This is a genomic window from Amycolatopsis tucumanensis (assembly GCF_021654135.1).
Lineage (GTDB): Bacteria > Actinomycetota > Actinomycetes > Mycobacteriales > Pseudonocardiaceae > Amycolatopsis_E > Amycolatopsis_E tucumanensis.
This window is the reverse complement of the sequence record NZ_JAKGSD010000022.1, coordinates 88,473-111,589: the sequence shown is the minus strand read 5'-3', so window position 1 is coordinate 111,589 and position 23,117 is coordinate 88,473. Positions and strand designations below refer to the sequence as shown.

Sequence of the window (23,117 nt, the reverse complement as noted above, 5' to 3'; positions counted from 1 at the left end):
GTCGGCCGGCTTGTGTGGGGTATGGCGCTGATCGCTGTGTGATGAGCTCCCACCGGTGTGCGGCTGCGGCGTACTCGCCCCAGTCCAACGGTGGCGGTTCAGCTTGTGCGCCGCGGCGGGCGCGAGGTGTGCGCGCGATCATGGTTACCACCTCCCGGCGCTTGGGCCTGTGGGATGCGGGTGACGGCGATGACGACCGAGGGAAGCATCAGATCGCCCTTGGAGCCGCGCTGCGCCGGGCAGCCTTTCGTGCCGTCGGTCGCGCGCGGTGTGGGAAGCAGGCGTAGCGTTTCCAGGAGAGACGCGCCTCCTTGACGGGACTTGGCGGAGATTCCGTTGGAGGAGCCGTCGTGCGCGGTCGGTGTCGGCAGCAGCGCCCTCCCACGCGCCCGGGGAGAGACATCTACGAAGCCCCCCCCCCCCCGATTTTTGATGCTGCGCAACCGGTTTCGTGGTCCGTGCGTGGCGGGTTCGTGAGAGTACGGGCGCGGTCGGGCAGCGACGGCCCGCCGAAGTGTGTTGCGTGTGTACAGTTCTTGGCGTCGGACGCAGTTGGTGTGGGCAATAGCCGTACTGAGTCGGTCAGCGTCACGCATCCGGCTGGGATCGGGCGTCCCGGTTTCCGCACGGTCTGGATAGCGGCCGACCGCGAGTCCCCTGCCGTCGGTGTCGGCAGCAGCCGGGCCGGATTGAGAACCGAGTCCACCGCGTCGTTGAGATTGACCTGGTGCCCGCCCGCGCGTCGGCGGGCCGGGTCGACGGGACCGCGGGGCTCGCCGTCGCGCGCCTGCGGGGTCGGCATCATCCGGATGCCGTTCCGGCTGGGGGACGGCACACAAGAACACCCGTTCTCGTCGGTGGGCGGCGCCGATGTCGCTGGCTCGTACGCAACGCCAGACCGCGTCATACCCCGTTTCGGCCAGCCCTGCGAGTACGCGGTCGAGTCCGCCGTTGCGCCAGCGGAGGGCGGCGACGTTCTCCACGACGACGAGCCGCGGTCCCAGTACGCGAATGGCGTCCAGGATGGTGTACCACAGTCCACTACGGGTGCCTTTCTCGATGCCGGCGCGTCGCCCGGCGGCGGAGATGTCCTGGCAGGGGAAGCCGGCGGTGAGCACTTCGACGGGCTCGACGGCGGTGAAGTCGACCGCGCGCAGGTCGCCGAGGTTCGGTGCGCCGGGCACGCGTGCGGCCAGGACCGCGCAGGCGTGTGGGTCGACTTCGGAGTACCAGGCGATCCGCCCGCCGAGTACGGCGGCGACGCCGAGGTCGAGCCCGCCCACGCCGGTGCACAATGACCCGATAACCGGGCCCTCGGTCGCGACGAATCGCAGCCCGTCACTCCCGCCTCGCGCCTGTGTCGTCGGGTCAGCGGGCATGGTGCACCTCCTGCCTGTTGTCCGGTCGCCTCGACCGCGGCGCGTGGCTCGGCTCGCGCGGTCGCGTGGGCGGAGTGGGCCGTGTTCCCGCTCCGCTGGGACGGGCCGTTGCCCGGGCGGTCGTCAACGTGCTGCAGAGCCGGGTGTGCCAGTCCAGGGCGTAGCGCAGGCAGTTGGACTCGGTTCGGTGGCTGGGGGTACAGCCCGGCTGGTAGCGGCCGCTGTAGCTCCACGCCGCGGAGTCGCTGGAGGCCAGCGTGCCGGCGTAGCGGGCCAGGCCCCCGACCTTGACGCCGAACCCGTGCAGGCGCAGGCCCCGTTCGCGCAATGAGCGCATGATGCGCGCGACCTGGTCGCTGTGCTGCCGGCGGCACACGCTGCCCACGCCGACCAACGGCAGTCTCGCCAGCGCGACCCCGTGGCGCTCGTAAAGGTCGGCGCACCAGTGGTAGTCGGCGACGGAGTCACCCTGCAAGACCGGAATGAACGGCAGCTCCGGGGCCATCTCGCGCAGCTGGAGATAGTTGCGCACGGTCCGGCGCTGGTGGGCCCGCAAGCTGGCGCCGGTGCGGGCCCGGATGTGGGCCTCGACCATCCAGTCCTGGGGCGCGGCCCAGGACAGGCGCCCGATCTCCGCGGCGTAGCGGCGCACCGCGGCGGCGTAGGTGCGGGCGTCGGTGCGCCACCGGCCGTGCAGCGACAGTTCGGTGAACCCGCCGGAGTCGAGCGCCCACTCCCCCGTCGCCCGCGGCAGGCTGCGCCGGGGTGCCAGGCGCCGGTGCGAAACCAGCAGTGGGATCCCGAGGTCGCGTGTCAGCCACGTGGGCTGGTGGGCGCCCAGGTAGAACTTCATGGCAGCACCCCGCCTCGTCGTCGTGCGGTCAGCGCGGCCGTCGCCGCGAGGGCCGTGACTGTGGCGAGGGTCTTGCCGGCGAGTTGCCCGGGCAGCAACGCCAGCGACCCGAACGCCCACGGCACGAAAACCACGCTGTCGAGCACCAGCCCGCCGAGGTTGGACCCCGCGATCGCCGCGGACCGGCTGCGGCGGCGGAGCCGGGTGTAGAGCCACCAATCGACGAGTTCGGCGACCAGGAACGCCGCCGCGCTGGCGAGCACCAGCCGGGGCGGCGCGACGATCAGCGAGACCAGGGTGCCCCCACCGATCGCAGCCACCACCGCTGTCGACCCGAGCGTGTCCTGTACGACGTCGCGTGCCGTGAGCACCACACCGGCCACGACCGCGCCGGCCGGGATGACGAGCGATCCCAGCACGACCGCAATGCTGCTACTGGCCCAGTTCGCCCCGGCGATCCCCGCCAGGTGGATTCCCGTCGCGCCCCAGCCCGCGGCGCGCGCCGCCCAGGGCTTCGTCCCGGCTACGCTCCCCTGCCGCGGCGATCCTGCCTCCGCCGTGGCAGTAACGTCAGTCCCGGACACGGCCTGCCGCCGCGGTGAGTGCCGGAAACGAGGTCGCGGTGGGCTCGAGGGGCTTGCGGAGCACGACCACGTCTTCGTGCGCGATGAGATGCAGTGGCAGGCCCTGCTCGCGCTGTTTCCGGATGAAGTCGCGCTGGAAGAAGCTTCCCCGGACGACGAGGTCGCGCTCGGCGACACGAGCCAGCAGCGCCACACACCGCTCGACCGGGATCAGACCGGCGGCCGTGCCGCAGGCGATGATCTGCGACGGCAGGTCGATCAGCTCGGAGTGCTCCCGCCACGGGCGCACCGTGATGGCGACGTGCCCGCCCGGGCGCAGGACAGCGGCGCAACCGGCCAGGATGCGGGTGAACCCCGCGAGCAACCGGTGGTGGCCGACGTTGGCGAGGTTGCCGCGGTCGAGGGTGTTGCCGTAGCGGTGGTGGAACTTGTGCACCTTGCCGTCGCCGCTGGGGTCTCCGGCGGTGATGACCTGCCCGTGCGTGGACGGTCCGTACGGCGGCGAGGTGACCACCAGCGCCACCTGCCCCCGGTAGCGATCCGGGAGCAGATACGGGAGGCGGCGGGCATCGCCGTGCACGATCTCGGCGTCGTGGTCGTGACCGCGTTCGCGGGCTAGTTCGAGGTTGGCGCGGCAGACCTTGACCCAGTGCGGTTCGTACTCCACGCCGACCGCGCGGCGCCCGGCGTCGATCGCCTCCACCAGGGTCGTGCCGGCCCCGGCCATGGGGTCGAAGACCAGCTCGCCGGGACGCGTGTAGTGCCGGATTGCGCGCGCGGCGACCGCGGGCAGCATCTTCGCCGGATGGGCAGTGGAGTCGCCCACGTAGCGGCCCTTGCGCTGGGCGGCCGGAGAGGTTTGCGCGGTCACCCAGACCGACAGCGGCAGCCCCTCGTCCTCGGCGACATCGGTCGCGGTGGCCGTGTCCCTCTGGTTGCCTGCTGCGGGGATGCGCGGGTCCGTCGCGGCATCTTCGCGTGTGGTGTCGAGGGCGTCGATGACCGCACGCGGGATCGGCATGGTCGGCGCGTCGTCCCCGTCGTTGGGTGACCCAGCCGGGAGGGTGTGGGTGGTGTCCGGACGGTCGGAGTGAGACATCGGTGAGGCACCTTCCGTGCGCGGGGGAACGGCTGGACTGGCTTCGGGCGAGCGCGCGAACGGCGGTGTCATCGGCGGTCCTCATCGGGCTCGTGCCCGGCAGCAGCGGGCGAGGTCGCGGCGCGTGCGAAGACGAGCACGTCCCCGTGTACGCGTAGGTGCGGCGCGGGCAGCCCGCGCACAGTCGCCCGGTGTCGTGCTCGCGCGAACTCGGTCGCCATCGCGGGCGTCGGCGCAGCGTCCAGCCGGCCTTCGCGGACCGGGGCGTGCAGGGTGACGATGTGCTGGAGGTAGAGCAGATCGGCGTGCTGCGCGGAGGCCACGATCGCCCCGGTCGGGTCGGCCAGCTCGCCCGGGTTCCAGTCGCTGTGCGTGTAGACCGCGAAGATCCCGCCGCACCGCAATCGGTCCGCGGCCAAGAGGGCGAGCCGGTCCAGTGACACCGCCTCGGCGGCGCGCGCGGGCAGCGACGCGAGCACCAAATCCGCGCGCCCGGAAGTGCGTCCCGCCGGGGCACCGGGACCCGTGGCCACCCCTTCGTGTGGCAAGTTCGTCGGCGGCGCTGAAACGGTCCCGGTCGAGGTGACGAAGCCCGTCCAGAACGGTCGTGACTGCGTCGCAGGGACGTCCGCGCGCGACGTGAAGTCGAGGGCGCCAACGGTGCGTCCGAGTGCGCGCACCGCCTGCTGCGCGTCCGTTGTTGGCGACGTGCCGGCGGATACCAGCACGACCCGCGCGCCGGGCTCAGTGAGCGCGGTCGTGATGGTCTCGACGATCGGCACCGGCCACTGCTCGTGCGCATCGATCGGCTCCGGCCCGGACTTCCAGACAGTTGCCGGAATCGGCACCGCCGTGCGCGCCCGGGACGCTGTCGACCGGCCCTCCGGACGCGAGGTCGCGCGGGCCCGCCCAGCGGTGTCGTGAGTGCCGGCTCCGGGGTAGGGAACGCGGTCGCCGCCGCGCCTGGTTCGCGGCGGTCGGGTCGAGTCACCTCGGCGGCCGGAACGGCCGTCCGGAGACTGCGGGCGCTGGGCCATGTGAGGGGCCTCCTCGGACGAGAAACGCCGGGCCAGTAACCGGCTTGATTCGTGCTGTCGGAGGCAATACCGGAGAATCAGCGTGTTGGAGACAGCGCCCGCCACCACGCGTTTCCCTCGACCCTCGACAACATTCGCGCCTTCGTCTTTGGAGCCCCGCTACGCCGCGAATCACCTTGAGGCATCACTCTCTTTCCGCAGGTCGGCATACCGATGAGCCTGACCAGAGATCATCTATTCCAAATCGTCCGAGAACGAATGAGGCGGCTTTGAGGCACTTTTGTCGCGCCGCAGAGGCGGTTTTGAGGCCGTTTTGAGGCGCCCGGCGTGGCTTCCTGACAACACACGAAAGAGCCGATTCTTCGGGGAGCTGTCATGAATTCTTCTTCGCGCCCGAATCCGGCCCGCGAGCCGAGCTACTACGTGCGCGCCAACCCGGATTTCGTCCGGGATTCGGACGTGTTCGCGACCGCGCGGACCAGTTTCGCGTGGCTGGTGACCGGACCGAACCCGGTGTCGGTGGACGGTCGCGAAATCGCGGGGTTGCCGCCGCGCCCGGTGCCGCTGGACGAGTTGGGCGCGGTGCTGCTCAGGCGGGGTTGCGCCCAGGCCACGCGCGACGCGGCGTGGGCGTACTTGATCAGACGAGCACGCGCCGAGGGCGGTACCTGGACGGTGGCGTGCGTCGGGTTGGCGCTGCCCGTGTTGTTGCGGGCTGCGGCGATCGTGACGCGCCGGTTCACCGGTGACACTCATGACCTCAACGCGGCCGTGCTGACCGGGTTTCTGCACGAGTTGCGCGAGGTCGATCTGGGCCGGCCGGCGATCCTGGCGCGGCTGTACTGGGCCGCCTACCGGGAGGGACGGCTGGCGCTGCACGAGGCCGCCGGCGGTCCGATCCCGGCGGGCGATCTGGGTTTCGATTCCGGCCCGCCGCCGCGTCCGGAAGGCCACCCGGATCTGGTCCTCGCCGCGGCGGTGAAGGCGGGCGTGATCACCGCCGAGGAAGCCGGGCTCATCTCCGAGACGCGTGTCGGTGACGTGCCGCTCGCCGAGGCGGCGCAGGCGCGCGGGCTGCCGTACAAGACGGTCCAGAAGAGCCGCATCCGGGCCGAGCACCGCCTCCGCGCCTACCTCGCCGAACAACACACCGGTACCGCTGCGTCGGCGGGCAGAACTCGCCGAATCCGGCGACGCAACGCGACCCGCGCGGAGGCCGCAGCGTCGAGGAAAGTGCGCGCACAAGTGTCTCCGAACGACCCGCAATCTCGCATTGCCTCACGCGGGACCCGCCTGCCCGCAGACCGCCGAGCCCGCACCCACGACGCCACCTCGGGCCCGGCCGCGCACACCCGTCGGGAGGCCCGCTCATGCGACTGAACCCACACCACTGCCACCGTCGTCTTCGCCGGGTCGCGCTGCTCACGGCGTGGCTCCTCACCGCTGCGGTGCTGCTGACTTCCCCGGCCGCCCGGGCGGAGACGGTGCGCATCATCGCGCTCGCGCAGACGGTCGACGAGGTGCTCAACAACATCCGCAACTGGATCATGGGCATCCTCGCTGGGGTCGCGGTCGTGTTCCTCACGATCGGCGGGCTGCGCTACCTGATGGCCTCCGGTGATCCCGGCGAGGTGGAGAAGGCCAAGGGCGCGTTCAAGGCCGCCGGCATCGGCTTCGGGCTGGCCGCGCTCGCCCCGCTCGTGGTCGAGATCCTCAAGGGCATCGTGGGCGGGGTGTAAGCCATGACCACCCCATCCACCCACCCGCCGCAACCGCCCCGACGGCGTGCGGCGCGCACGCTCGCGGTGCTGGTGCCGCTGCTGGCGGCGCTGGCCGGACTCTCGTTCGCCACCACGAGCTCGACACCGCATGCCACCGCGGTCGCAGTCGCTCCGGCGCAACCGCCGCCGTTGCCGCTCCCGCCGACCGACCCGTCGTGCACACCGGGCTCGACCGACCCGGCATGCCTGCTGCCGACCGGCAACCCACCGCCGCCCTCGGGGGTGCCGAGTACACCGCTGGTGCCGGCCCCGTCGACGCCGCCGGTGTCGTGCTTCCCCGGCGCCTTGATGCCCGAGTGCACCGGCACACCCACACCCACCCCGCCTCCGTCGTGTGAGGGGCCGAACTGCATCCCACAGCCGACCCCGCTCGAACCCGGCGGCCCGGGCCAGACACCGGTGCCTGGGCAGGATGGGGAGGGCGAGGACTCGTGCGGCATCACCAATCCGGTCGCCTGCGTCACCGAAGCGATCGACGACTTCTTCCGCACCGTGGTGACCGACGCACTCAACCCCTTGCTCGAGCTCCTCGGGAAGACGTTGCTGACCACCCCGGAGCCGTCGGCGCTGCCGAGTGTCGGACAGCTGTGGGCCGAGTCGTGGCGGATCCTGCTCGCCGTCTACGTCATCATCGTGGTCGTCGCGGGGATCGTCGTGATGGGCTACGAGACCCTGCAGACCCGCTACACCATCAAGGAAATCGCACCCCGGGTCGCGATCGGGTTCCTCGCCGGGACGCTGTCGCTGTTCGTGGCGACCAAGGCGATCCAGATCGCCAACGCGCTCGCCCAGGCCGTCATGGGCGAGGGCGTGAACCCGCAGACCGCGGGCAAGGCGCTGACCGACATGGTGCTCGGCGCGCTCAACGGCGGCGGGCTGTGGCTGATCTTCATCGGGCTCGCGCTCGCGGTGATGGTCGTGGTCCTGCTGCTCACCTTCATCGTCCGGGTGATGCTCACCGTGCTGCTGATCGCGGCCGCCCCGATCGCGCTGATGTGGCACGCCCTCCCCCATACCGAGGGCATCGCGCAGGCATGGTGGAAGGCCTTCGGCGGGGTGCTGGCCATCCAGATCGGGCAGTCGCTTGCGATGGTCGTGGCGCTGCGGGTGTTCTTCGCCCCGGGCGGGTTCACCGTGTTCGGGCCGACCCTGTCAGGGTTGGTGAACCTGCTGCTGTGCCTGGCGCTGATGTGGGTGCTCATCAAGATCCCGTTCTGGTGCCTGGCACCGCTGCGCACCGGGCGCCGCTCGCTACTCGGCTCCCTCGCCCGCGGCCTGATCGCCTATAAGACGATGGGCCTGCTCAGCGGCGCCGGCACCGCCCTCGGCCGGAAGGGAAGCAAGCGGCCAAGTGGTGGTGGGGGCGCTGCGGCGGATCCTCCGGCGACCCGGTCGGGCCAGTTCATGCTGCCGCTGCGGCTGCGCCGCACCCGCTCCCCCGCCCCACGCTCGCCCCGGCTGAGCGAGGTGCCCACCACGGCGCGCGGGTCGGAGCGCAGGCCGGGTCGCGGGCAGCTGTCGCTGTTCACCGCGAGCGGGTCCGGTGACGAGCGGGAGGTGTCGCCCAACCCGCGGGCGCTGCCACCGGACGTACTGCCGCACGCGCTGCCAGCCGATCAGCTCGGGTTGCCGATCACCACGCGGTACGACCCGGACCGGGTCGGGCGCCGCACGCTCGCCGACGACCCCACCCAGCCTCCTTCGCCGGTTCCGCAGCCCGGGCTGCTGACACCGGACGGGCGGATCAACCGCCACGCGCGCCCACCCGCGCGGCTGCCCCAGGCATTGGTGGCGCCCAGCGCGGGGATGCTCCCGATCCACCTGCGCCCCGCACCACCGCGACCCGCTCGCCGCCCCCTGGCCGACGAACCCACTGTCCCGCCGCCGCGGCAGACCGGGCCCGGCCTGCTCACCCCGTCCGGGCAGATCAACCCGGCCGCCCGCGCCCCGCGCCGCCCCCAGCCCGACGCCTACACCGGCAACCGGCCACTGGCCTCGGGCCAGTACCCACTCCCCCTCGCCGTGCGCCGCCAACCCAAACCCCAGCCTTCGCCGAGCGAGAGCACTCCGGTGCGGAAGCCGCGGCCGGGCACGCAGCTGCCGTTGCCGTTGGACCTGCCCCGCCGCCGGGGCGCCAGGAAGAGGAAGTGAGGTTGTGTTCGCCGTGACCAGTCCTGTGCGTGTTCCGGCCGACGTCGACCGCCCGGACCGAGTGCTGGGTCCGCTGACCGCCCGGCAGCTGGCGATCCTCGCCGGCGCCGGGACGCTGCTCTATGGCCTGTACTCGCTGACCCGCACGGTGCTGCCGCTTGCGGTGTTCCTCCTCGTGGCGGTGCCGGCCGGGATCGCGGTCGCCGTGCTGGCGCTCGGGCAGCGTGACGGGCTCCCGCTGGACAAGCTCGCCCTCGCCGCGATCCGCCAGCACCTCGCCCCCCGGCACCGGGTCGCCGCCCCCGAAGGCGTACGCCCCGCCCCCACCTGGCTCACCGCCCACCAGGCGCAGCGTGGTCGTGCCGAGGCGGTGTCCCCGGCACCGCTGGAACTCCCGGCGAGCGGAGTCGCCGACAGCGGCGCGCAGGCCGGGATCGTCGACCTCGGCAGCGACGGGCTCGCGGTCATCGCCGTGTGCTCCACCGTCAACTTCAGCCTGCGCACCCCCGCCGAGCAGGAAGCGCTCGTCGCCTCCTTCGCCCGCTACCTGCACAGCCTGACCGCGCCGGTCCAGATCCTCGTCCGCGCCGAACGACTCGACCTCGCACCCCAGATCGCGCAACTCCGCGCCCGCGCCGGCGGGCTCCCCCACCCCGCGCTGGAGACAGCCGCGCGGGACCACGCCGACTACCTCGCCCAGCTCACCGCACAGACCGAGCTACTGCGCCGCCAGGTGCTGCTGGTGCTACGCGAACCCCTGCACACCAACCCCGTCCCCGCCCCATCCGGTGTACTCCGCCGACGCCGCCCGGCGCAGCCGGTGGATGCGGGGGTGCGGCAGGCGGCCGAGCAACGGCTGGTGCGCCGCCTCGGCGAGGCGAGCGAGCTGCTGTCGGCGGCCGGGATCGTCGTCGCCCCGCTCGACGCCGCGGCAGCGACCGGGGTGCTGGCCTCGGCCTGCAACCCCGACACCTTCCTCCCGCCCTCGGCCGCGCTGGCCGCCGCCGATGAGGTCGTCACCGCCACCACCACCTTCACCGACCTCTACGAACCCGACCAACCCGCCGAACCCTCCCGTCCACGGGGCAGTACGCCGGCCGGGCCGTGGCTGTCCGAGGACGAGGACTGGGACTACGACGACGAGATCGAAAGCAGGTAACCCTATGGCGCGCACCAGGCACCAGTTCCGGTCCGGGTCGGCGGGGGCGTTCACCCCGGACTCGTTGTCGGTGGCCGCCCGGCACCTGGAGGTCGGCAACGAGTTCGTCGCCAGCTTCGGCGTCACCGGCTATCCGCAGGAGGTCTATCCCGGCTGGCTGGCACCGCTGCTGACCTATCCCGCGCGGCTGGACGTGTCCGTGCACATCCAGCCGGTCGACCCGGCCACCGCCGCCAGCGGTCTGCGCAAGCAACGCGCCCGGCTGGAATCCTCCCGCCGGCACAACGCCCGGCACGACCGGCTCGACGACCCGGACCTCGACGCCGCCGCCGAGGACGCCGCCGACCTGTCCCGCCGCATCGCCCGCGGCGACGGGAAACTGTTCCGGTTCGGCCTGTACCTGACGGTGCACGCCCCGGACGAGCACACGCTCGCCGAGGAGGTCTCGGCGCTGCGGTCGCTGTGCGCGTCGCTGCTGCTCGACGCCAAACCCGCAACCTACCGCGCACTGCAGGGCTGGGTCTCCACTCTGCCGCTCGGCCTGGACCCGCTCGGTCTGAAGAGGACGTTCGACACGGCCGCGGTGTCTGCGGCCTATCCGTTCACCTCGCCGGACCTGCCACCCACCGACCCGACCACGTCGGCGCCGTCCGGGGTGCTCTACGGCTACAACGTCGGCAGCTCCGGGCTGGTGCACTGGGACCGCTTCGCCTGCGACAACTACAACTCCGTCGTGCTCGGCCGCTCCGGCGCCGGCAAGTCCTACTTCGTCAAGCTCGAAACCCTGCGCAGCCTCTACCGCAACCTCAACGACGACAGTGACGAGGGCGGTGCGTGGGCCTCCGACGGGGTGCAGGCGTTCGTCGTCGACCCCGAGGACGAGTACGCCCGCCTGGCCGCCCAGGTCGGCGGCACCTACGTGCACCTCGGCGCGGGCGGGGTGCGGCTCAACCCGTTCGACCTGCCCGTGCACACCGACGCCCGCGGACGGCGCACCGCCCCGCAGGACGCCCTCAACCGGCGCAGCCTCTTCCTGCACACCGTGCTCGCCGTCCTGTTCGGCACGCCGGTCACCGCCGCCGAGCGGGCGGTGCTCGACCGCGCGATCACCGCTACCTACGCCCGCGCCGGCATCACCGGCGACGCCCGCACCTGGACCCGCCCCGCACCGCTGCTGCGCAACCTCCGGGACACCCTCGCCGCCTCCGGGGACGGCGGGGACGCGGTGGCCGGTGATCTGGCGGCCCGGTTGCACCCCTTCGTCGACGGCGCGTTCAGCGACCTGTTCGCCGGCCCCACCACCGCCACCCCGGACGGGCACCTCGTCGTGTTCTCCCTGCGCGACCTGCCCGACGAGCTGCGCGCGATCGGCACCCTGCTCGTGCTCGACGCGGTCTGGCGCCGGGTGTCCAACCCCGCCCACCGGCGGCCCCGGCTGGTCGTGGTCGACGAGGCCTGGCTGCTCATGCAACAACCCGAGGGCGCGAAGTTCCTGTTCCGCATGGCCAAAGCCGCCCGCAAACACTGGGCCGGGCTCACCGTCGCCACCCAGGACACCGCCGACGTCCTCGGCAGCGACCTCGGCAAGGCCATCGTGTCCAACGCCGCCACCCAGGTCCTGCTGCGCCAAGCCCCGCAAGCCATCGACGAGATCGCCGACACCTTCGGCCTGTCCGCCGGGGAGCGGCAGTTCCTGCTCTCCGCCGACCGCGGCCAAGGGCTGCTGTCGGCCGGCACCCAGCGGGTGGCGTTCCAGTCACTGGCCTCGCCCACCGAAAACTTCCTCGTCACCACCGACCCCGCCGAACTCGCCCGCCTCGCCGAGAACGACCCCGACGCCACCGACAACAGCCTCGCCGACGCCTACATCGACCTCGGCCCCGCCAACGACGACTTGCTCGATGACACCGATCCCGCCTGACCCTCCGGTCCAGTGACGAATGTCCAGAAAGGAGGGCCGCCATGCCGACACCCTTACCTCAGAGCTGGGTGGGCGATTACCTGCGTGACCCCGGCGGCGTCACCGCCGATCTGCTTGCCGTCCTGCGGGGCTTGGCATTGATGTGGGGGCCGGTCGCCGTTCCGACGCTGCTCGTGGCCGTGGCGGGTGGGGTCGCGGCACGGCGCTGGTGGCTGCGGCGCCGGCACGCCGCGCTGCAGGTCGACGCTCGCCGGATCACGGTGCTCGCCCCGCCCACCGTGGATTCCGCCGGCGGGGCCGCGGTCTGGTCCAACCTCGTCGGCCTCCTGCGCCCAGCGTGGCGGCGGTGGTGGGCCGGCCAGCCTCACCTCGCGCTGGAGTACGTGTTCGGCGAGCACGGCGTCACCGTGCAGTTCTGGGTTCCCGGCGTCATCCCGCCCAACATGGTCGAGCGAGCGGTGGAGGCCGCCTGGCCCGGCTCCCACACCCGCACCAGCCCCGCCACCTCCCCCTTCCCTATCCCGGCGACCGGGCAACGCCGGGTTGTGGTGGGTGGGCAGCTGCGCCTGGCCCGCCCGGAATCGCTGCCGATCCGCACCAGCTTCGACGCCGACCCGATCCGTGGCCTGCTCGGCGCGCCGGTCGGGCTCGGCCGCGACGAGCACGCCTGCGTCCAGATCCTCGCCCGCCCGGTCACCGGCCGCCGCGTCGCCCAGGCCCGCCGCGCGGCCCGCCGGGTCCACCACGGCTCCTCCGCCCGCCTCGGCGGCCGGATCCTCGACGCGATCACCCCCGGCGCCAACGCCACCCGACGCGGCCGGACCGCGGACGCGCGGCGGATCAGCCAGGACCCGCAGCTGTCGCTGGAGTACTCCGCCCAGAACAAGGCCATCGTGGGCAAGCAACGCGGCTCCCAGTACGAGACCCTCGTGCGCTACGCCGTCGCCGCCGACGTGCCCGCGGACGCTCCGGACGAGCTGGTGCGGCAGGCCCGCGACACCGCCCGCGGCCGGGCCCACGCGCTGGCCGCCGCGTTCGCCGCCTACACCGAGCACAACCACTACACCCGCACCCGCCTGCGCCACCCCGCCCGCGCCCTCGCCACCCGGCGGCTCGACCGCGGTGACCTGCTTTCGGTGCCCGAGCTGGCCGCGATCGCGCACCTGCCCACCGACGCCGCAATCCCCGGGGTCGAACGCGCCGGCGCCAAGGCCGTCGCCCCACCACCCGGCATCGCCACCCCCGGACCGCAGGTCAAACCACTCGGCCGCGCCGACACCGGCCACACCCGCCCGGTCGGGCTGCGGGTCGCCGACGCCCGCCACCACCTGCACGTCCTCGGCGCCACCGGCTCCGGCAAATCAACCCTGCTCGGCACCCTGGTCCTCAACGACGCCACGAACCACCGCGGTGTCGTGGTGATCGACCCCAAGGGCGACCTCGTCACCGACATCCTCAACCGCCTCCCCCGCACCGCGGCCGAGCGGGTGGTGCTCTTCGACGCCGACTCCCGCCACCGCCCACCCGTGCTCAACCCCTTGGAGGGCGGTGAAACCGACCGGGAGGTGGACAACCTCGTCTCCGTCTTCCGCCGCGTGTACTCGGCGTTCTGGGGGCCGCGCACCGACGACCTGATGCGCGCTGCCTGCCTAACCCTCCGGGCCCAGGACGGGGTGCCCACGCTGGCCGACCTGCCCAAGCTGCTGGCCAGCGAGGCGTTCCGGGCCCGCATCACCGCCGGCCTGACCGACCCGGTGCTCACCGGATTCTGGCAGTGGTACGACGACCTCACCGACAGCTCCCGCAGCCAGGTGATCTCGCCGCTGATGAACAAGCTGCGCGCGTTCCTGCTGCGCCCCTTCGTCAAAGAAGCGATCGCCGGCGGCCGTTCCACTGTGGACATGGGCCAGGTCCTCGACGAGGGCGGCATCTGCCTCGTTCGGATCCCCAAAGGTTCGCTCGGTGAGGAAACCACCCGGCTGGTCGGCTCGCTGGTGGTGGCGCGTACGTGGCAGGCCACCACCGCCCGCGCCCGGGTCCCGCAGCGCCTGCGGCCCGACGCCAACCTCGTGGTCGACGAATGCCACAACTTCCTCAACCTGCCCTACCCGCTGGAAGACATGCTGGCCGAGGCGCGGGGATTCCGGGTGGCGATGACCCTGGCGCACCAGCACCTCGGCCAGCTGCCCCGCGAACTGAAGGAAGGCATCTCCACCAACGCCCGCTCAAAGATCTTCTTCTCCGCCAGCCCCGAAGACGCCCGCGAACTCGCCCGCCACACCACACCCCGGCTCTCCGACCACGACCTGTCCCACCTCGGCGCCTACCACGCCGCCGCCCGCCTGGTCGTGCACGGCGAAGAAACCGAACCCTTCACCCTCACCACCACACCCCTGCCCGACCCGATCCCCGGACGAGCACGGGAAATCCGCTCCGCCCTGCGCGCCCAGCGCCGCGCCCACAGCACCGGCGCACACCCGCCCGCCACCACCACGCGGCCCCGGCCGACCACACGACCGGTCGCGCCGACCCGGCCGCGCAAAACCGACCCCCGCCGCGCCCGCCCCTGACCTGAGGAATCGCCTGTGATCACGACGACCACGCGTCAGCACACGCTGCGCGGACACCTGCCCGGCCGCCGCAGCCCCCGCGCCGCCGGCTCGGTCGAGCACCAAGCCATGCTCGCCGCCCGGCTCACCGCCCGCGACCGCTGGATCCTGGCCCTGCTGCACGAACACCGGGTCCTGACCAGCAGCCAGATCCAGGACGCCGCGTTCCCCTCCGGCCGCTCGGCCCGGCAACGCCTGCGTGACCTCTACCTGTGGCGAGTCGTGTCGCGGTTCCAGCCGTTCCGGCAACGCGGCTCCGCCCCCATGCACTACGTCCTCGGGCCCGCCGGCGCCGCCGTCCTCGCCGCCGAACACGGCCTGGAGGTCAAAGAACTCGGCTACCGCCACGACCGCGCCATGGCCATCGCCCACAACCAGCGCCTCGCCCACACCGTCGGCGTCAACGACTTCTTCACCGCCCTGATCGCCCACACCCGCACCACCCGCAGCGAGGCGCTGGTGGCGTGGTGGTCCGAAGCACGCTGCGCCCGCCACTTCGGCGACCTCGTCATCCCCGACGGCTACGGCCGCTGGCGCACCACCACCCGCGAGATCGAGTGGTTCCTCGAGTTCGACACCGGCACCGAATCCCTCACCAAGGTCGGTCGCAAACTCATCGGCTACGCCCGGCTGGCCGACGCCACCGGCATCGCCACCCCCGTGCTCATCTGGCTGCCCACCACCCGCCGCGAAGCCGGCGCCCGCACCGCGCTGGCCCGCGTGCACGCCGACCTCGACAACCGGCGCGCCGTGCCGGTCGCCACCGCCGCGGCCGACCAGCTCAACCCGCGCACGGCGCACCCGAGCCCCGCCGAGGCCGTGTGGCTGCCGCTCATCACCGCACGCGCCGACCGCGCCGGACCCCGCTACCGCCTCACCGAGCTGCCCGACGCCTGGCCCGGGCTCCCCCCACCAGCAGACCCCACCACCGCCGACGAGGACGCCGACACCGCGGCCGCCGCGCCCTACCGGCTACCACCGCCCAGCCCAGTCCCGCCCCGCGCGACGCCGAACCGACTCGCCCGCTGACTCGACGCCACGGAAAGGAGCCGAGCCGGACCATGGGAAGCCGACTGGGGGCCGGGGTCGCCGCGCTCGTCCTGGCCATTCCGCTGCTCCTCGCCGCCGGGATCGCCGGCGTCGTCAGCGCCCTCACCGGCAGCAGCGCCACGGGCTCGCTGACCTGCACCCCCGACGGCACGCCCACCGGCGCGGTGCCGGGCTTCACCGCCGAGCAGTTGGGCAACGCGGCCGTCATCGTGGGCGTCGGCAAGCAGATGCGGGTGCCCGAGCAGGGCTGGGTCGTCGCGATCGCCGCCGCCATCCAGGAATCCGGGCTGCGCAACCTCGACTACGGCGACCGCGACAGCCTCGGCCTGTTCCAGCAACGCCCCTCGATGGGCTGGGGCACCCCGGAGCAAATCACCACGCCCACCTACGCCGCGACCCAGTTCTACGAGCACCTGCTCACCATCCCAAACTGGCAAGCCATGAGCATCAACGCCGCCACCCAAGCCGTCCAGCGCTCCGGCTTCCCGCACGCCTACGGACCACACGAAACCGACGCCCGCCGCATCGTCGCCGCCGTCGCCGGCATCCGCTGCGAACCAGTACCGGCCCTCGACGGAACCGGAGACTGCAACAACATCCAAGCCCCGACATCAGCGGCGCTGACCGCCATCAACTACGCCTGCGGCCAACGAGGACTGCCCTACATCTGGGGCGGCAACGGACCCGACAGCGGAGACCGCGGATTCGACTGCAGCGGGCTGACCAAAGCCGCCTACAACGCCGCCGGAATCACCCTCCCCCGCACCGCCCACGCCCAATTCCACACCGGAACCCGCATCCCAGACGGATCCCCACTACTTCCCGGCGACCTCGTCTTCTACGGCACCCCAGCCAGCATCACCCACGTCGCGCTCTACCTCGGCAACGGCAAGATGATCAACGCACCCATCTTCGGCAGCCCCGTCCAGATCAACAACTACCGCCACCCCAACGACACCTACGTCGGCGCCACGCGCCCCTCGACTTAGGATCCGAGGCACGCGGAATCCCTGCCCCAAGGTTCTGAGCGCGGGCCGTGGACATGCGAAGGATCGACACGTGCGTGCGGCCGCCGCCCCGTCGGACGACGACCGCACGCGCAGATATCGGCCTCCCGGTTGGGCTCCTACGCGCTATCGCGAGCCTCCTGCGGGATGTCGGTCTTGGCCGGATTGATCGCAAACCGCTTGGGGGCTTCGCAGGTCTTGAGCGCGTACCCGTCGGCGACGAGCTTCTCCAGGGCGTTGTTGACCGCGCCGCCGGAACGGCCGAGGTCCTTGCCGATCTTGGCGGGCCCGAAGCTCTCGCCGGGGTGCTCGGTCAGATACTCCTCCACCAAGGCCCGCAGCCCACCTTTGCGTAGCCGCCCCTTGTCCGGCGGAGTGGTGTCAACGGATGCCGCGTCCGCAGCGGGGACGTCCCTGGACGACTCGGTCGTGGTCGTGTTGTCGACCGAAGACGTGGTCAGTGTTTCGGCCAGCTGGGCAGCAGCAATACCGTCGGTGGGTGCGCTGTCGTCGGCCGCTGAGGTCGGCGCATTATCGGGGACGGCATTGTCATCGGTCTCCGGTGTGGTGCTGCGCTCTTCGGCCGCCGGGTACTCCTCCACGGCCGGGCCACTGACCTGGGTGGTGGCAGAATCCCCGGGGGCTGCCTCGTCGGCGCTGTGGGGGTCATCGGTTCCCTGATCGGTGCTGGGCGCCGTCCCCGTCGCGTCGGGCTGCTCGTCGTCGACGTCCGGCGTGGTGGTGGCGTACGCCGGTGCGAGGGCCCAGGTGTCGGGGTTGCGTGGACCGGCGCCAGAGGTGCGGATCGCGTGGCCGTCGCGGTCCCAGCGGGCCAAGATCTTCGCGGCGGTCGAGCGGCCGACCCCGGCCGCCATCGCCAGCTCGGCCGCGGTGAACCCAGGATTGTCGGCTAGCGCGGCGCGGACCTTGTCCTCCGTTGCCATTGCCACGTTCTGCTGATCGGGGACCGCGTGCAAGTGGCGGTCGTCGGTGGTGGTGGCGGTGGTCCGGTTCGTGTGGTTCTTAGGGGACATGACGAACTCCCTGTGTGCTGAATGAAATCTGTTGGTCATGCCCCGGCCGGAGCGGTGGCCCGCCGGTGCGCATCCGGTGGTTCGGGCTGCACGACTATGGACGCTTCGTCACCGCCTCCTTGTCAAGCGCTTGTCCTAAAAAGACGATCGTGCGGATCAAGTCGTCATGGAGTTGCTGGCGGACAGAGGGAACGACCCCGATCTGGGAACTGGTGGCGTAGGCCGTCCCGTCGTTGGTGAGGGCGTGGACGGCTGTGAGGAACCAGGCGCAGTAGGTACGACCGGATTCGAAGCGGTTGTAGTGCGGCAAACCTGTCCTGTGCCGCGTGGACTGATCCGCTCGCACGGCGAGCCGCCTTGTTCGATCAATCCCTTCCTCGGCCGGCGGCACCGCGGCGGTACCTACGACTTCTCCTCACAGCGGCGGAGACCAGTAGCAGCGCAGGCGACAGCTTGTTCCTTCGAAAGCCCGGTGGACGGGCGGGGCGCCGGAAGGATTCAGTGAACGCGGGCCAGCAGCTTTTCGAGGTTGTCGCGTGTGTTCCGTCCAGTGCGGGGCCAATCAGTAAGGTAGGTCAGCATCTCCGGCGTCGCGCGCGGCGGAGCGTTACCGGCCAAAACCGCCAGCGCGGCGCCGTGGCGGTGCTGCAACTGGGCGGAGAGGGGCGAGGCGAGCGCGAACCACACGTCACGGATCTCGTAGCGGCCGTCGTCGTCGGGCCGGATGACGCGAGGCTGGGGTTCCTGCGAGAACCTCCAGGGGTCGTCATGGATGTGCACGACGTCACCCTGCCAGTCGTAGCGGATCTGCGCGCCACCGTAGACCGCTTCCAGGTAAATGCCGATCCATTGCGCCACGGATCGGCGGCACCGCAGGCCTATCTCCCTCCGGCGGTCCTCGCTGTCCGGTTCGGGGCGCGTGTCCAGGATGTTGATGACGGTGGCTGGGGGTTGGCCGGTGGGGATTCCGGGGAACGCGGGCTCATGCGGCGGCGCCACCAGAACCTCGCCGGGCGGAAACACATGCTTCACGCTTCACCTTCCGATTTACCTCGAGCAGGGGCGGGAGGGTTTGGCTCGTCGGCGGGCGAGGTTCCCATGCCCGCGGAACGCCCCGTGGCGGCGATGAGAGTGTTCATCGGGCGTCACCTTCACCGTTCGTGGCATGGGAGGGGCGGGTCCAGCGGTACGCAACCGGGTCCCAGGTTGCGGTGGTGACCAACCGGTTGAGGTCGGGCAGGCCGGGACCGAGCATCCAGCCGAACTCGGCGCATTCGGCTTCCCCGGGCCACCGCCCGGTCCACACGTCCTGAGGGCAGCGGCACGGCCCGTGGCCGAGGCGCTGCAGCCCGGTGGCCAGACAGCGGGCCACGTCGCAGCCCTCGGTGTGGGCTTGGCCGATCTCGGCGTGACAGTCTGGGCAGAGCTCGTCGAGCGAATCGGCGATGTCAGTCATGTCGACCTCCTGTCGGTGTCGTCGTGGCGGGGGTGTCAGGTGGTGGTCAGCACTGCGCGGGTGTGACGGTCGGCCAGCGCGGGGTGGGTGAGGTGGCGCTCGTCATCGGCGAGGAGCACGCGCGTGCCGAAGCGGGGCGGCGCGCCGTTGGGGTCGGTCCACCCGTAGAGGGCGGGCAGTGCGGTGAGGGCCTGCGCGGTAGCGTCTGCGGCGGGGTCGCCGTCTCGGTAGCCGAACACCTCGATCTCCAGCTCTGCCGTGGTCTCGTGGGCGTTGATGACGTACCGCAGGTGTGGCGGGAGTTGCGCGCGGAGCTCGACGAGCTGGGCGGGCGCCGGGCCCGGTGACGGCAGGGTGAGGTCGGCGAGGATGCGCAGTCCGAGCTGATGCAGGTCGTGGCGGTGGGTCTCGCCCAGGAGCGGCCCGTAGCGGCGCCCCACAGTATCGGCGGCGTCGATCCCGGTGTAGCCGCAGGTGTCGCGGCCGTGCGGAAACACGACCGGGGTCTCGCCCAGTCCTGGTGGGATGTACTCGCCCGCGCGCATCGACCAGCGCTGCCCTCGCCGCGCTGTCCACACCGTGCCCCTGTCGAAGGCGTGGGTGTAATCGGTGCCGTGGCTGGTCGGCCAGAGCCACGGCCAGGGGTGGCCTCGGTGGGTGACCTCGCCGACCTGACCGACCTCGGCGGCGTGCAAGAACGAGTTCACGAGATCGGCGAATTCGTCCGCGGAACGCGCCAGCCCGATCTTCTCGACACTGGAGCACGCGCAGGTGCCGAGGTGGATCGATCCGATCCACTCGGCGTCAGGTCCGCGCCCGAGGTAGAAGTCGTGGGTGGTCGAGCGGCTTATCACGCACCTCCAGTGGGGTAGGAAGTCGGGTTGCGGGGCGGCGCGAACGGGTCCGGGCCGGGTACATGGGTCGGCGCGGGACGGGCCCCGGGGGCGGTGTCCTGGTCGCTCTCGGCTGCGCGGCCGAGGAGGTAGGCCAGCACGATGACCGGGGTCCATGGTCCCGGCAGCACCACGGCCAGTACGGTCCACCCTTTTCGTTTCTTCCTGTCCTGCATCGGTTTCTCCTTGTCAGAAGTTGTGGGGGTCGGGTGGTGGGGCGAGGACGGGACCGCCCAGCGCGGTGGTGAGGCGGCAGCCCGCCGACTCGGTGGCGTGGACGTCCCAGAAGCCTCGGCAAATGGCCTGAGTGCCGATCGGGTTTCCCGTGGCGGGAAGCGTGGCATGGCAGACGATCCAGCTGTCGCGGTCCAGCGCCTCCTGCACGAGCTGGTCGCGGTAGCCGGGTGGCAGGTGCATGAGGTTGCCGGGCCGGAAGATGCAGGTGGTGCACTTCGTACTCAGCAGGCGCGGCAGCCCGGTGCCGGTGTCGCGCACGTCCCCACACCGCGACGAGGCGAAGTCCTCGTCCCGAGCGCGGTCGCGGGTCATCGCTCCGCGCTCCGGGACGCGGTGGCGAGTTCGGCGCGGAGCTCCACCAGAGGACGATCATCGTGGGTGCGGCGCCACAGGTACCAGCCGTTGACCGTGGCCGGCCTCGCGAGCCAGGTCGCCAGCGCGGAGACGGCGGACGGGAACCTCAGGGCGGGTTCGGTGCCGTGCACCAGGGCGCCGCCGGGGCCCACGGTGGCGGTGTGCCCGTTCCACCCCAGCTGCTCGCCGACCGCGACCAGCCCGCTGTCGATCATCTGAGTAAGCGCGTCGGGCGTGTCCGGGCCCGGAAGCATCGGGTCCACGGCTCGGCCGATCGACGAGCTGAACAGCCGCAGGCCGACCTTGCGTTCGGCCTCGTCGGCGAGGGCGCGCATCCAGTTCACAACCACAGCGGCGACGTCGTGCGGCCAGTGGGTGTCCACCCCGGGCAGGGTGTGCACGGTCCGCCAGCACTGCGGGGTGGCGGTGAGGACCTCGACATCGGTCCGGGCCGGGTCGCCGTCGGCGGGCGGGTGCAACCGGACCGCAACATCGCCCCGGTGCACCTCGGCGGGCGGCGGCACGGGCAGCCACACTCCCGCGAACAGCTCGGCGGCGAGCGCGGGCGGAGGCGTGTCCGTCTGCTGGGGCAGGGTGAGGCGGACGGTGGTGACCACGAGAGCCCACGTGTCGGCGGGGGCGCGCAGCGGCACCTCTCCCGGCGGTGCGGGCACGAGGGCGACCGCGGTGGGTGGCACGGTGGGGTCGTTCGGGCAGGTGTCGCTGGTCATGCTGGCGTTTCCTTCCGTTGCGTTCCTTCGGGGGGTGGTTCAGTGCGTGGCGCGGAGGGCGGCGGTGGCGGCCTGCCCGATGGCGCGGGCGGTGGTGGCGGGGTCGGTGAGGGTGTGCACGGTGGCGCCGTGCATGGGTTCGTTGAAGCGCGTGTCGGGTGCCAGCCACAGCACCGCGCAGCCGCTGGCACGTAACCGGTCGAGCATTTTCTGGCCCGGGGCTTTGGTGGCGTTCTCGAAGCAGCCGTCGGAGATGATCACCAGGAGGCGGGCGGCGTCGGGCCGGGACAGGTCGAGCGCGCCGTCGAGTGCGTTGATCGCGGTGTCGATGTGGTGGGCGCTGTCACCGGTGTCGAATTCGGTGACCCGGTGCGGGGTGCTGCCGGGGCGGGTGATCGGGCGGACGTGGTAGCCGAAGATGACGGTCGCGGTGGTGGCGGGGACGGCGGTGTGGCGGGCGGCGTTGGCCAGGATCCAGGCTGCCGAGGCGACCGGTCCGGCGAAGGCGCCCATGGACCCGGACACATCGCAGGCGATCCCGATGCGGAGCGGTGGGGTGGGGACGATCGCGCGGGTGGTGTGGGTGAACGGTTCGGCTGTGGGGATCGCGCCCGCCGCTCGTTGCGCGTCGGCGGTCATGGCGCCGCGCATCCGTAGCCGTCCCGGGGGTAGGGCCGAGTGGGTTTTGGTGACGGTGCGGTCGCGGGTTCCGGCGGTGGTCAGCGCGCGGGCGAGTTGGCGTGCGGCGGTGCGTTCCGACGCGTGTGGCGGGCGGGTGCCCCGGATGGTGGTGCCGTAGGTCGGGGTCCCGCCGGGGTCGTCGAACACGGCGCGCGCAGCGCGTCGCGCCTGCTGGCGTGCTGCGTCGTCGACGGCGGCCGCTTTCCGCGCCCGGGTGACGGGGTCGGTCGGTGCGGTTTCGGCCGCGACGGCGCGGTTGATCGCTGCCGCCGCGCTGGTGACCGCTTTCGCCAGCGGTGACGGTGTGCCGTTGCGGTTCTGTCCGTCGTTGCCGGGTTCGGGGGGCGGGTCGTTGGGGTCGGTACCGAGGGCCTCGCACCAGCGGCGGCCGAGGTCGATCATCGTGTCGGCGTCGTCGTCGGCGGTGCGGTGTGCCTCGCGCCAGATCTCGCGCAGGGTGTCGAGGGTGCCGGCGTCCAGGATTTGCGCGACCTGGCGCGCCACGGCGGCGGTTTCGCGGCGGTTGAGGACGCCACCGTCCACCCGGGCCAGCAGCAGCGCGGCGCATTGGGCGGCGTCCTGCGTGGCCATCGTCGGGGCGGTGGCGGGGTCGTCGGCGTGCAGGTCGGCGAGGATGAGGTTGGTGGCGCTGGCGCGCAGCCAGTACCGGTCGCCCGGGCGGCGGCGCAGGTGTGCCGCTTCGATGCGGGACTCCTCCAGCAGTTCCGCCGCCGCCGCTGCCCCGGGCGGTGCGTCGTCCGGGGGTCGCCACACCGAGTGTTTGGCGTGCGCGCATTCGTGGGTCAGCAGTCCCCACGCGGTGCGGTAGCGCTTGCGGTCGCCAACCCGGTGCGGGGCGACGGTGGCGGGATCGACCCCGCTGTCCACGTGAGCCCCGTCGACCTCGATGGTGGCGAGGTCGGGGAAGAAGCACGCGGGGGCGCCGTGGCCCGCTCCGGGCACGACGGTCACCACGAGGTCGTCGCGGTCGGCGATCGCCGGGACCTCGTCGCCGAACGCGGCGGACAGGGTGAGCCATCCGGGGGCGGCCGGGAACACGGCGGTGGGGGTGGCGGCGGCGGTGGCGACGTGGGTGCTCAT

General features: G+C 72.1%; 21 protein-coding genes. 8 read left to right on the top strand and 13 right to left on the bottom strand.

The genetic code is table 11. From position 1 onward, the window contains the following. Positions 1-98: 98 nt before the first annotated feature. The 5 genes from L2C96_RS22320 to L2C96_RS22300 form a co-directional block, all read right to left on the bottom strand. On the bottom strand, positions 99-1,379 hold the full coding sequence (locus L2C96_RS22320; RefSeq protein ID WP_237337611.1) for a DNA cytosine methyltransferase: 1,281 nt from the start codon (positions 1,377-1,379) through the stop codon (positions 99-101). Next, positions 1,369-2,232, bottom strand: coding sequence for a deazapurine DNA modification protein DpdA family protein (locus tag L2C96_RS22315; RefSeq protein ID WP_237337610.1), 864 nt, complete (start codon positions 2,230-2,232; stop codon positions 1,369-1,371). Before L2C96_RS22315 ends, L2C96_RS22320 begins: the two co-directional genes overlap by 11 nt. After that, positions 2,229-2,816, bottom strand: a complete 588-nt coding sequence (locus L2C96_RS22310; RefSeq protein WP_308191172.1) for a VUT family protein — start codon at positions 2,814-2,816, stop codon at positions 2,229-2,231. The genes L2C96_RS22315 and L2C96_RS22310 overlap by 4 nt, the downstream gene beginning before the upstream one ends. Continuing rightward, positions 2,803-3,915: a TRM11 family SAM-dependent methyltransferase gene (locus L2C96_RS22305; RefSeq protein WP_237337608.1), complete on the bottom strand. Its 1,113-nt coding sequence runs from the start codon at positions 3,913-3,915 to the stop codon at positions 2,803-2,805. The genes L2C96_RS22310 and L2C96_RS22305 overlap by 14 nt, the downstream gene beginning before the upstream one ends. Positions 3,916-3,983: 68 nt before the next feature. Further along, positions 3,984-4,697, bottom strand: a complete 714-nt coding sequence (locus L2C96_RS22300) for a hypothetical protein (RefSeq protein ID WP_237337607.1) — start codon at positions 4,695-4,697, stop codon at positions 3,984-3,986. A gap of 678 nt (positions 4,698-5,375) precedes the next feature. Here L2C96_RS22300 and L2C96_RS22295 point away from each other — a divergent pair. Genes L2C96_RS22295 through L2C96_RS22260 form a run of 8 tightly spaced genes read left to right on the top strand, consistent with a single transcriptional unit; the run spans position 5,376 to position 16,612 of the window. Continuing rightward, entirely contained in the window at positions 5,376-6,332 is a 957-nt protein-coding gene (locus tag L2C96_RS22295) for a sigma-70 family RNA polymerase sigma factor (protein ID WP_237337606.1), read from the top strand. After that, on the top strand, positions 6,323-6,691 hold the full coding sequence (locus tag L2C96_RS22290; protein WP_237337605.1) for a pilin: 369 nt from the start codon (positions 6,323-6,325) through the stop codon (positions 6,689-6,691). Before L2C96_RS22295 ends, L2C96_RS22290 begins: the two co-directional genes overlap by 10 nt. A 3-nt stretch (positions 6,692-6,694) precedes the next feature. Continuing rightward, positions 6,695-8,884 carry a TrbL/VirB6 family protein gene (locus tag L2C96_RS22285; protein WP_237337604.1) on the top strand — a complete coding sequence of 730 codons (2,190 nt, stop codon included), beginning with the start codon at positions 6,695-6,697 and terminating at the stop codon, positions 8,882-8,884. Between the two features lie 13 nt (positions 8,885-8,897). Beyond that, on the top strand, positions 8,898-10,043 hold the full coding sequence (locus L2C96_RS22280; RefSeq protein WP_237337603.1) for a PrgI family mobile element protein: 1,146 nt from the start codon (positions 8,898-8,900) through the stop codon (positions 10,041-10,043). Positions 10,044-10,047: 4 nt separating this feature from the next. Further along, complete coding sequence (locus L2C96_RS22275; protein ID WP_237337602.1) at positions 10,048-11,964, top strand: VirB4 family type IV secretion system protein; 1,917 nt, start codon at positions 10,048-10,050, stop codon at positions 11,962-11,964. A 41-nt stretch (positions 11,965-12,005) separates the two neighbouring features. Beyond that, the gene (locus tag L2C96_RS22270) at positions 12,006-14,534 is read left to right on the top strand and encodes a DUF8128 domain-containing protein (RefSeq protein ID WP_237337601.1); all 2,529 of its coding nucleotides are present in this window, start codon (positions 12,006-12,008) and stop codon (positions 14,532-14,534) included. Positions 14,535-14,549: 15 nt separating this feature from the next. After that, on the top strand, positions 14,550-15,602 hold the full coding sequence (locus tag L2C96_RS22265) for a replication-relaxation family protein (RefSeq protein WP_237337600.1): 1,053 nt from the start codon (positions 14,550-14,552) through the stop codon (positions 15,600-15,602). Between the two features lie 32 nt (positions 15,603-15,634). Then, positions 15,635-16,612 (top strand): C40 family peptidase, encoded by a 978-nt coding sequence (locus L2C96_RS22260; protein WP_237337599.1) that lies wholly within the window; start codon positions 15,635-15,637, stop codon positions 16,610-16,612. A 137-nt stretch (positions 16,613-16,749) separates the two neighbouring features. Here the strand turns inward: L2C96_RS22260 and L2C96_RS22255 are convergent, their stop codons facing one another. From L2C96_RS22255 to L2C96_RS22220, 8 genes are all read right to left on the bottom strand, one after another. Next, the gene (locus L2C96_RS22255; RefSeq protein ID WP_237337598.1) at positions 16,750-17,664 is read right to left on the bottom strand and encodes a MarR family transcriptional regulator; all 915 of its coding nucleotides are present in this window, start codon (positions 17,662-17,664) and stop codon (positions 16,750-16,752) included. 498 nt (positions 17,665-18,162) lie between these two features. Then, on the bottom strand, positions 18,163-18,696 hold the full coding sequence (locus tag L2C96_RS22250; RefSeq protein WP_237337597.1) for a hypothetical protein: 534 nt from the start codon (positions 18,694-18,696) through the stop codon (positions 18,163-18,165). 103 nt (positions 18,697-18,799) lie between these two features. After that, positions 18,800-19,120, bottom strand: a complete 321-nt coding sequence (locus tag L2C96_RS22245; protein WP_237337596.1) for a hypothetical protein — start codon at positions 19,118-19,120, stop codon at positions 18,800-18,802. 35 nt (positions 19,121-19,155) lie between these two features. Further along, the gene (locus tag L2C96_RS22240; RefSeq protein ID WP_237337595.1) at positions 19,156-19,974 is read right to left on the bottom strand and encodes a hypothetical protein; all 819 of its coding nucleotides are present in this window, start codon (positions 19,972-19,974) and stop codon (positions 19,156-19,158) included. Then, on the bottom strand, positions 19,971-20,189 hold the full coding sequence (locus L2C96_RS22235) for a hypothetical protein (RefSeq protein WP_237337594.1): 219 nt from the start codon (positions 20,187-20,189) through the stop codon (positions 19,971-19,973). Before L2C96_RS22235 ends, L2C96_RS22240 begins: the two co-directional genes overlap by 4 nt. 13 nt (positions 20,190-20,202) lie before the next feature. Continuing rightward, positions 20,203-20,562, bottom strand: a complete 360-nt coding sequence (locus L2C96_RS22230) for a hypothetical protein (protein ID WP_237337593.1) — start codon at positions 20,560-20,562, stop codon at positions 20,203-20,205. After that, the gene (locus tag L2C96_RS22225; RefSeq protein WP_237337592.1) at positions 20,559-21,335 is read right to left on the bottom strand and encodes a hypothetical protein; all 777 of its coding nucleotides are present in this window, start codon (positions 21,333-21,335) and stop codon (positions 20,559-20,561) included. The genes L2C96_RS22230 and L2C96_RS22225 overlap by 4 nt, the downstream gene beginning before the upstream one ends. Positions 21,336-21,374: 39 nt before the next feature. Then, entirely contained in the window at positions 21,375-23,117 is a 1,743-nt protein-coding gene (locus L2C96_RS22220) for a vWA domain-containing protein (RefSeq protein ID WP_237337591.1), read from the bottom strand.

What these genes read in the sequence shown, in the direction of transcription:
- L2C96_RS22290 (WP_237337605.1), top strand. Translation starts at nt 6,323, where the DNA reads ATGCGACTGAACCCACACCACTGCCACCGTCGTCTTCGCCGGGTCGCG.
- L2C96_RS22285 (WP_237337604.1), top strand. Translation starts at nt 6,695, where the DNA reads ATGACCACCCCATCCACCCACCCGCCGCAACCGCCCCGACGGCGTGCG.
- L2C96_RS22220 (WP_237337591.1), bottom strand. Translation starts at nt 23,117, where the DNA reads ATGAGCACCCACGTCGCCACCGCCGCCGCCACCCCCACCGCCGTGTTC.
- L2C96_RS22260 (WP_237337599.1), top strand. Translation starts at nt 15,635, where the DNA reads ATGGGAAGCCGACTGGGGGCCGGGGTCGCCGCGCTCGTCCTGGCCATT.
- L2C96_RS22270 (WP_237337601.1), top strand. Translation starts at nt 12,006, where the DNA reads ATGCCGACACCCTTACCTCAGAGCTGGGTGGGCGATTACCTGCGTGAC.
- L2C96_RS22320 (WP_237337611.1), bottom strand. Translation starts at nt 1,379, where the DNA reads ATGCCCGCTGACCCGACGACACAGGCGCGAGGCGGGAGTGACGGGCTG.
- L2C96_RS22305 (WP_237337608.1), bottom strand. Translation starts at nt 3,915, where the DNA reads ATGTCTCACTCCGACCGTCCGGACACCACCCACACCCTCCCGGCTGGG.
- L2C96_RS22315 (WP_237337610.1), bottom strand. Translation starts at nt 2,232, where the DNA reads ATGAAGTTCTACCTGGGCGCCCACCAGCCCACGTGGCTGACACGCGAC.
- L2C96_RS22255 (WP_237337598.1), bottom strand. Translation starts at nt 17,664, where the DNA reads ATGTCCCCTAAGAACCACACGAACCGGACCACCGCCACCACCACCGAC.
- L2C96_RS22230 (WP_237337593.1), bottom strand. Translation starts at nt 20,562, where the DNA reads ATGACCCGCGACCGCGCTCGGGACGAGGACTTCGCCTCGTCGCGGTGT.
- L2C96_RS22235 (WP_237337594.1), bottom strand. Translation starts at nt 20,189, where the DNA reads ATGCAGGACAGGAAGAAACGAAAAGGGTGGACCGTACTGGCCGTGGTG.
- L2C96_RS22275 (WP_237337602.1), top strand. Translation starts at nt 10,048, where the DNA reads ATGGCGCGCACCAGGCACCAGTTCCGGTCCGGGTCGGCGGGGGCGTTC.
- L2C96_RS22245 (WP_237337596.1), bottom strand. Translation starts at nt 19,120, where the DNA reads ATGACTGACATCGCCGATTCGCTCGACGAGCTCTGCCCAGACTGTCAC.
- L2C96_RS22225 (WP_237337592.1), bottom strand. Translation starts at nt 21,335, where the DNA reads ATGACCAGCGACACCTGCCCGAACGACCCCACCGTGCCACCCACCGCG.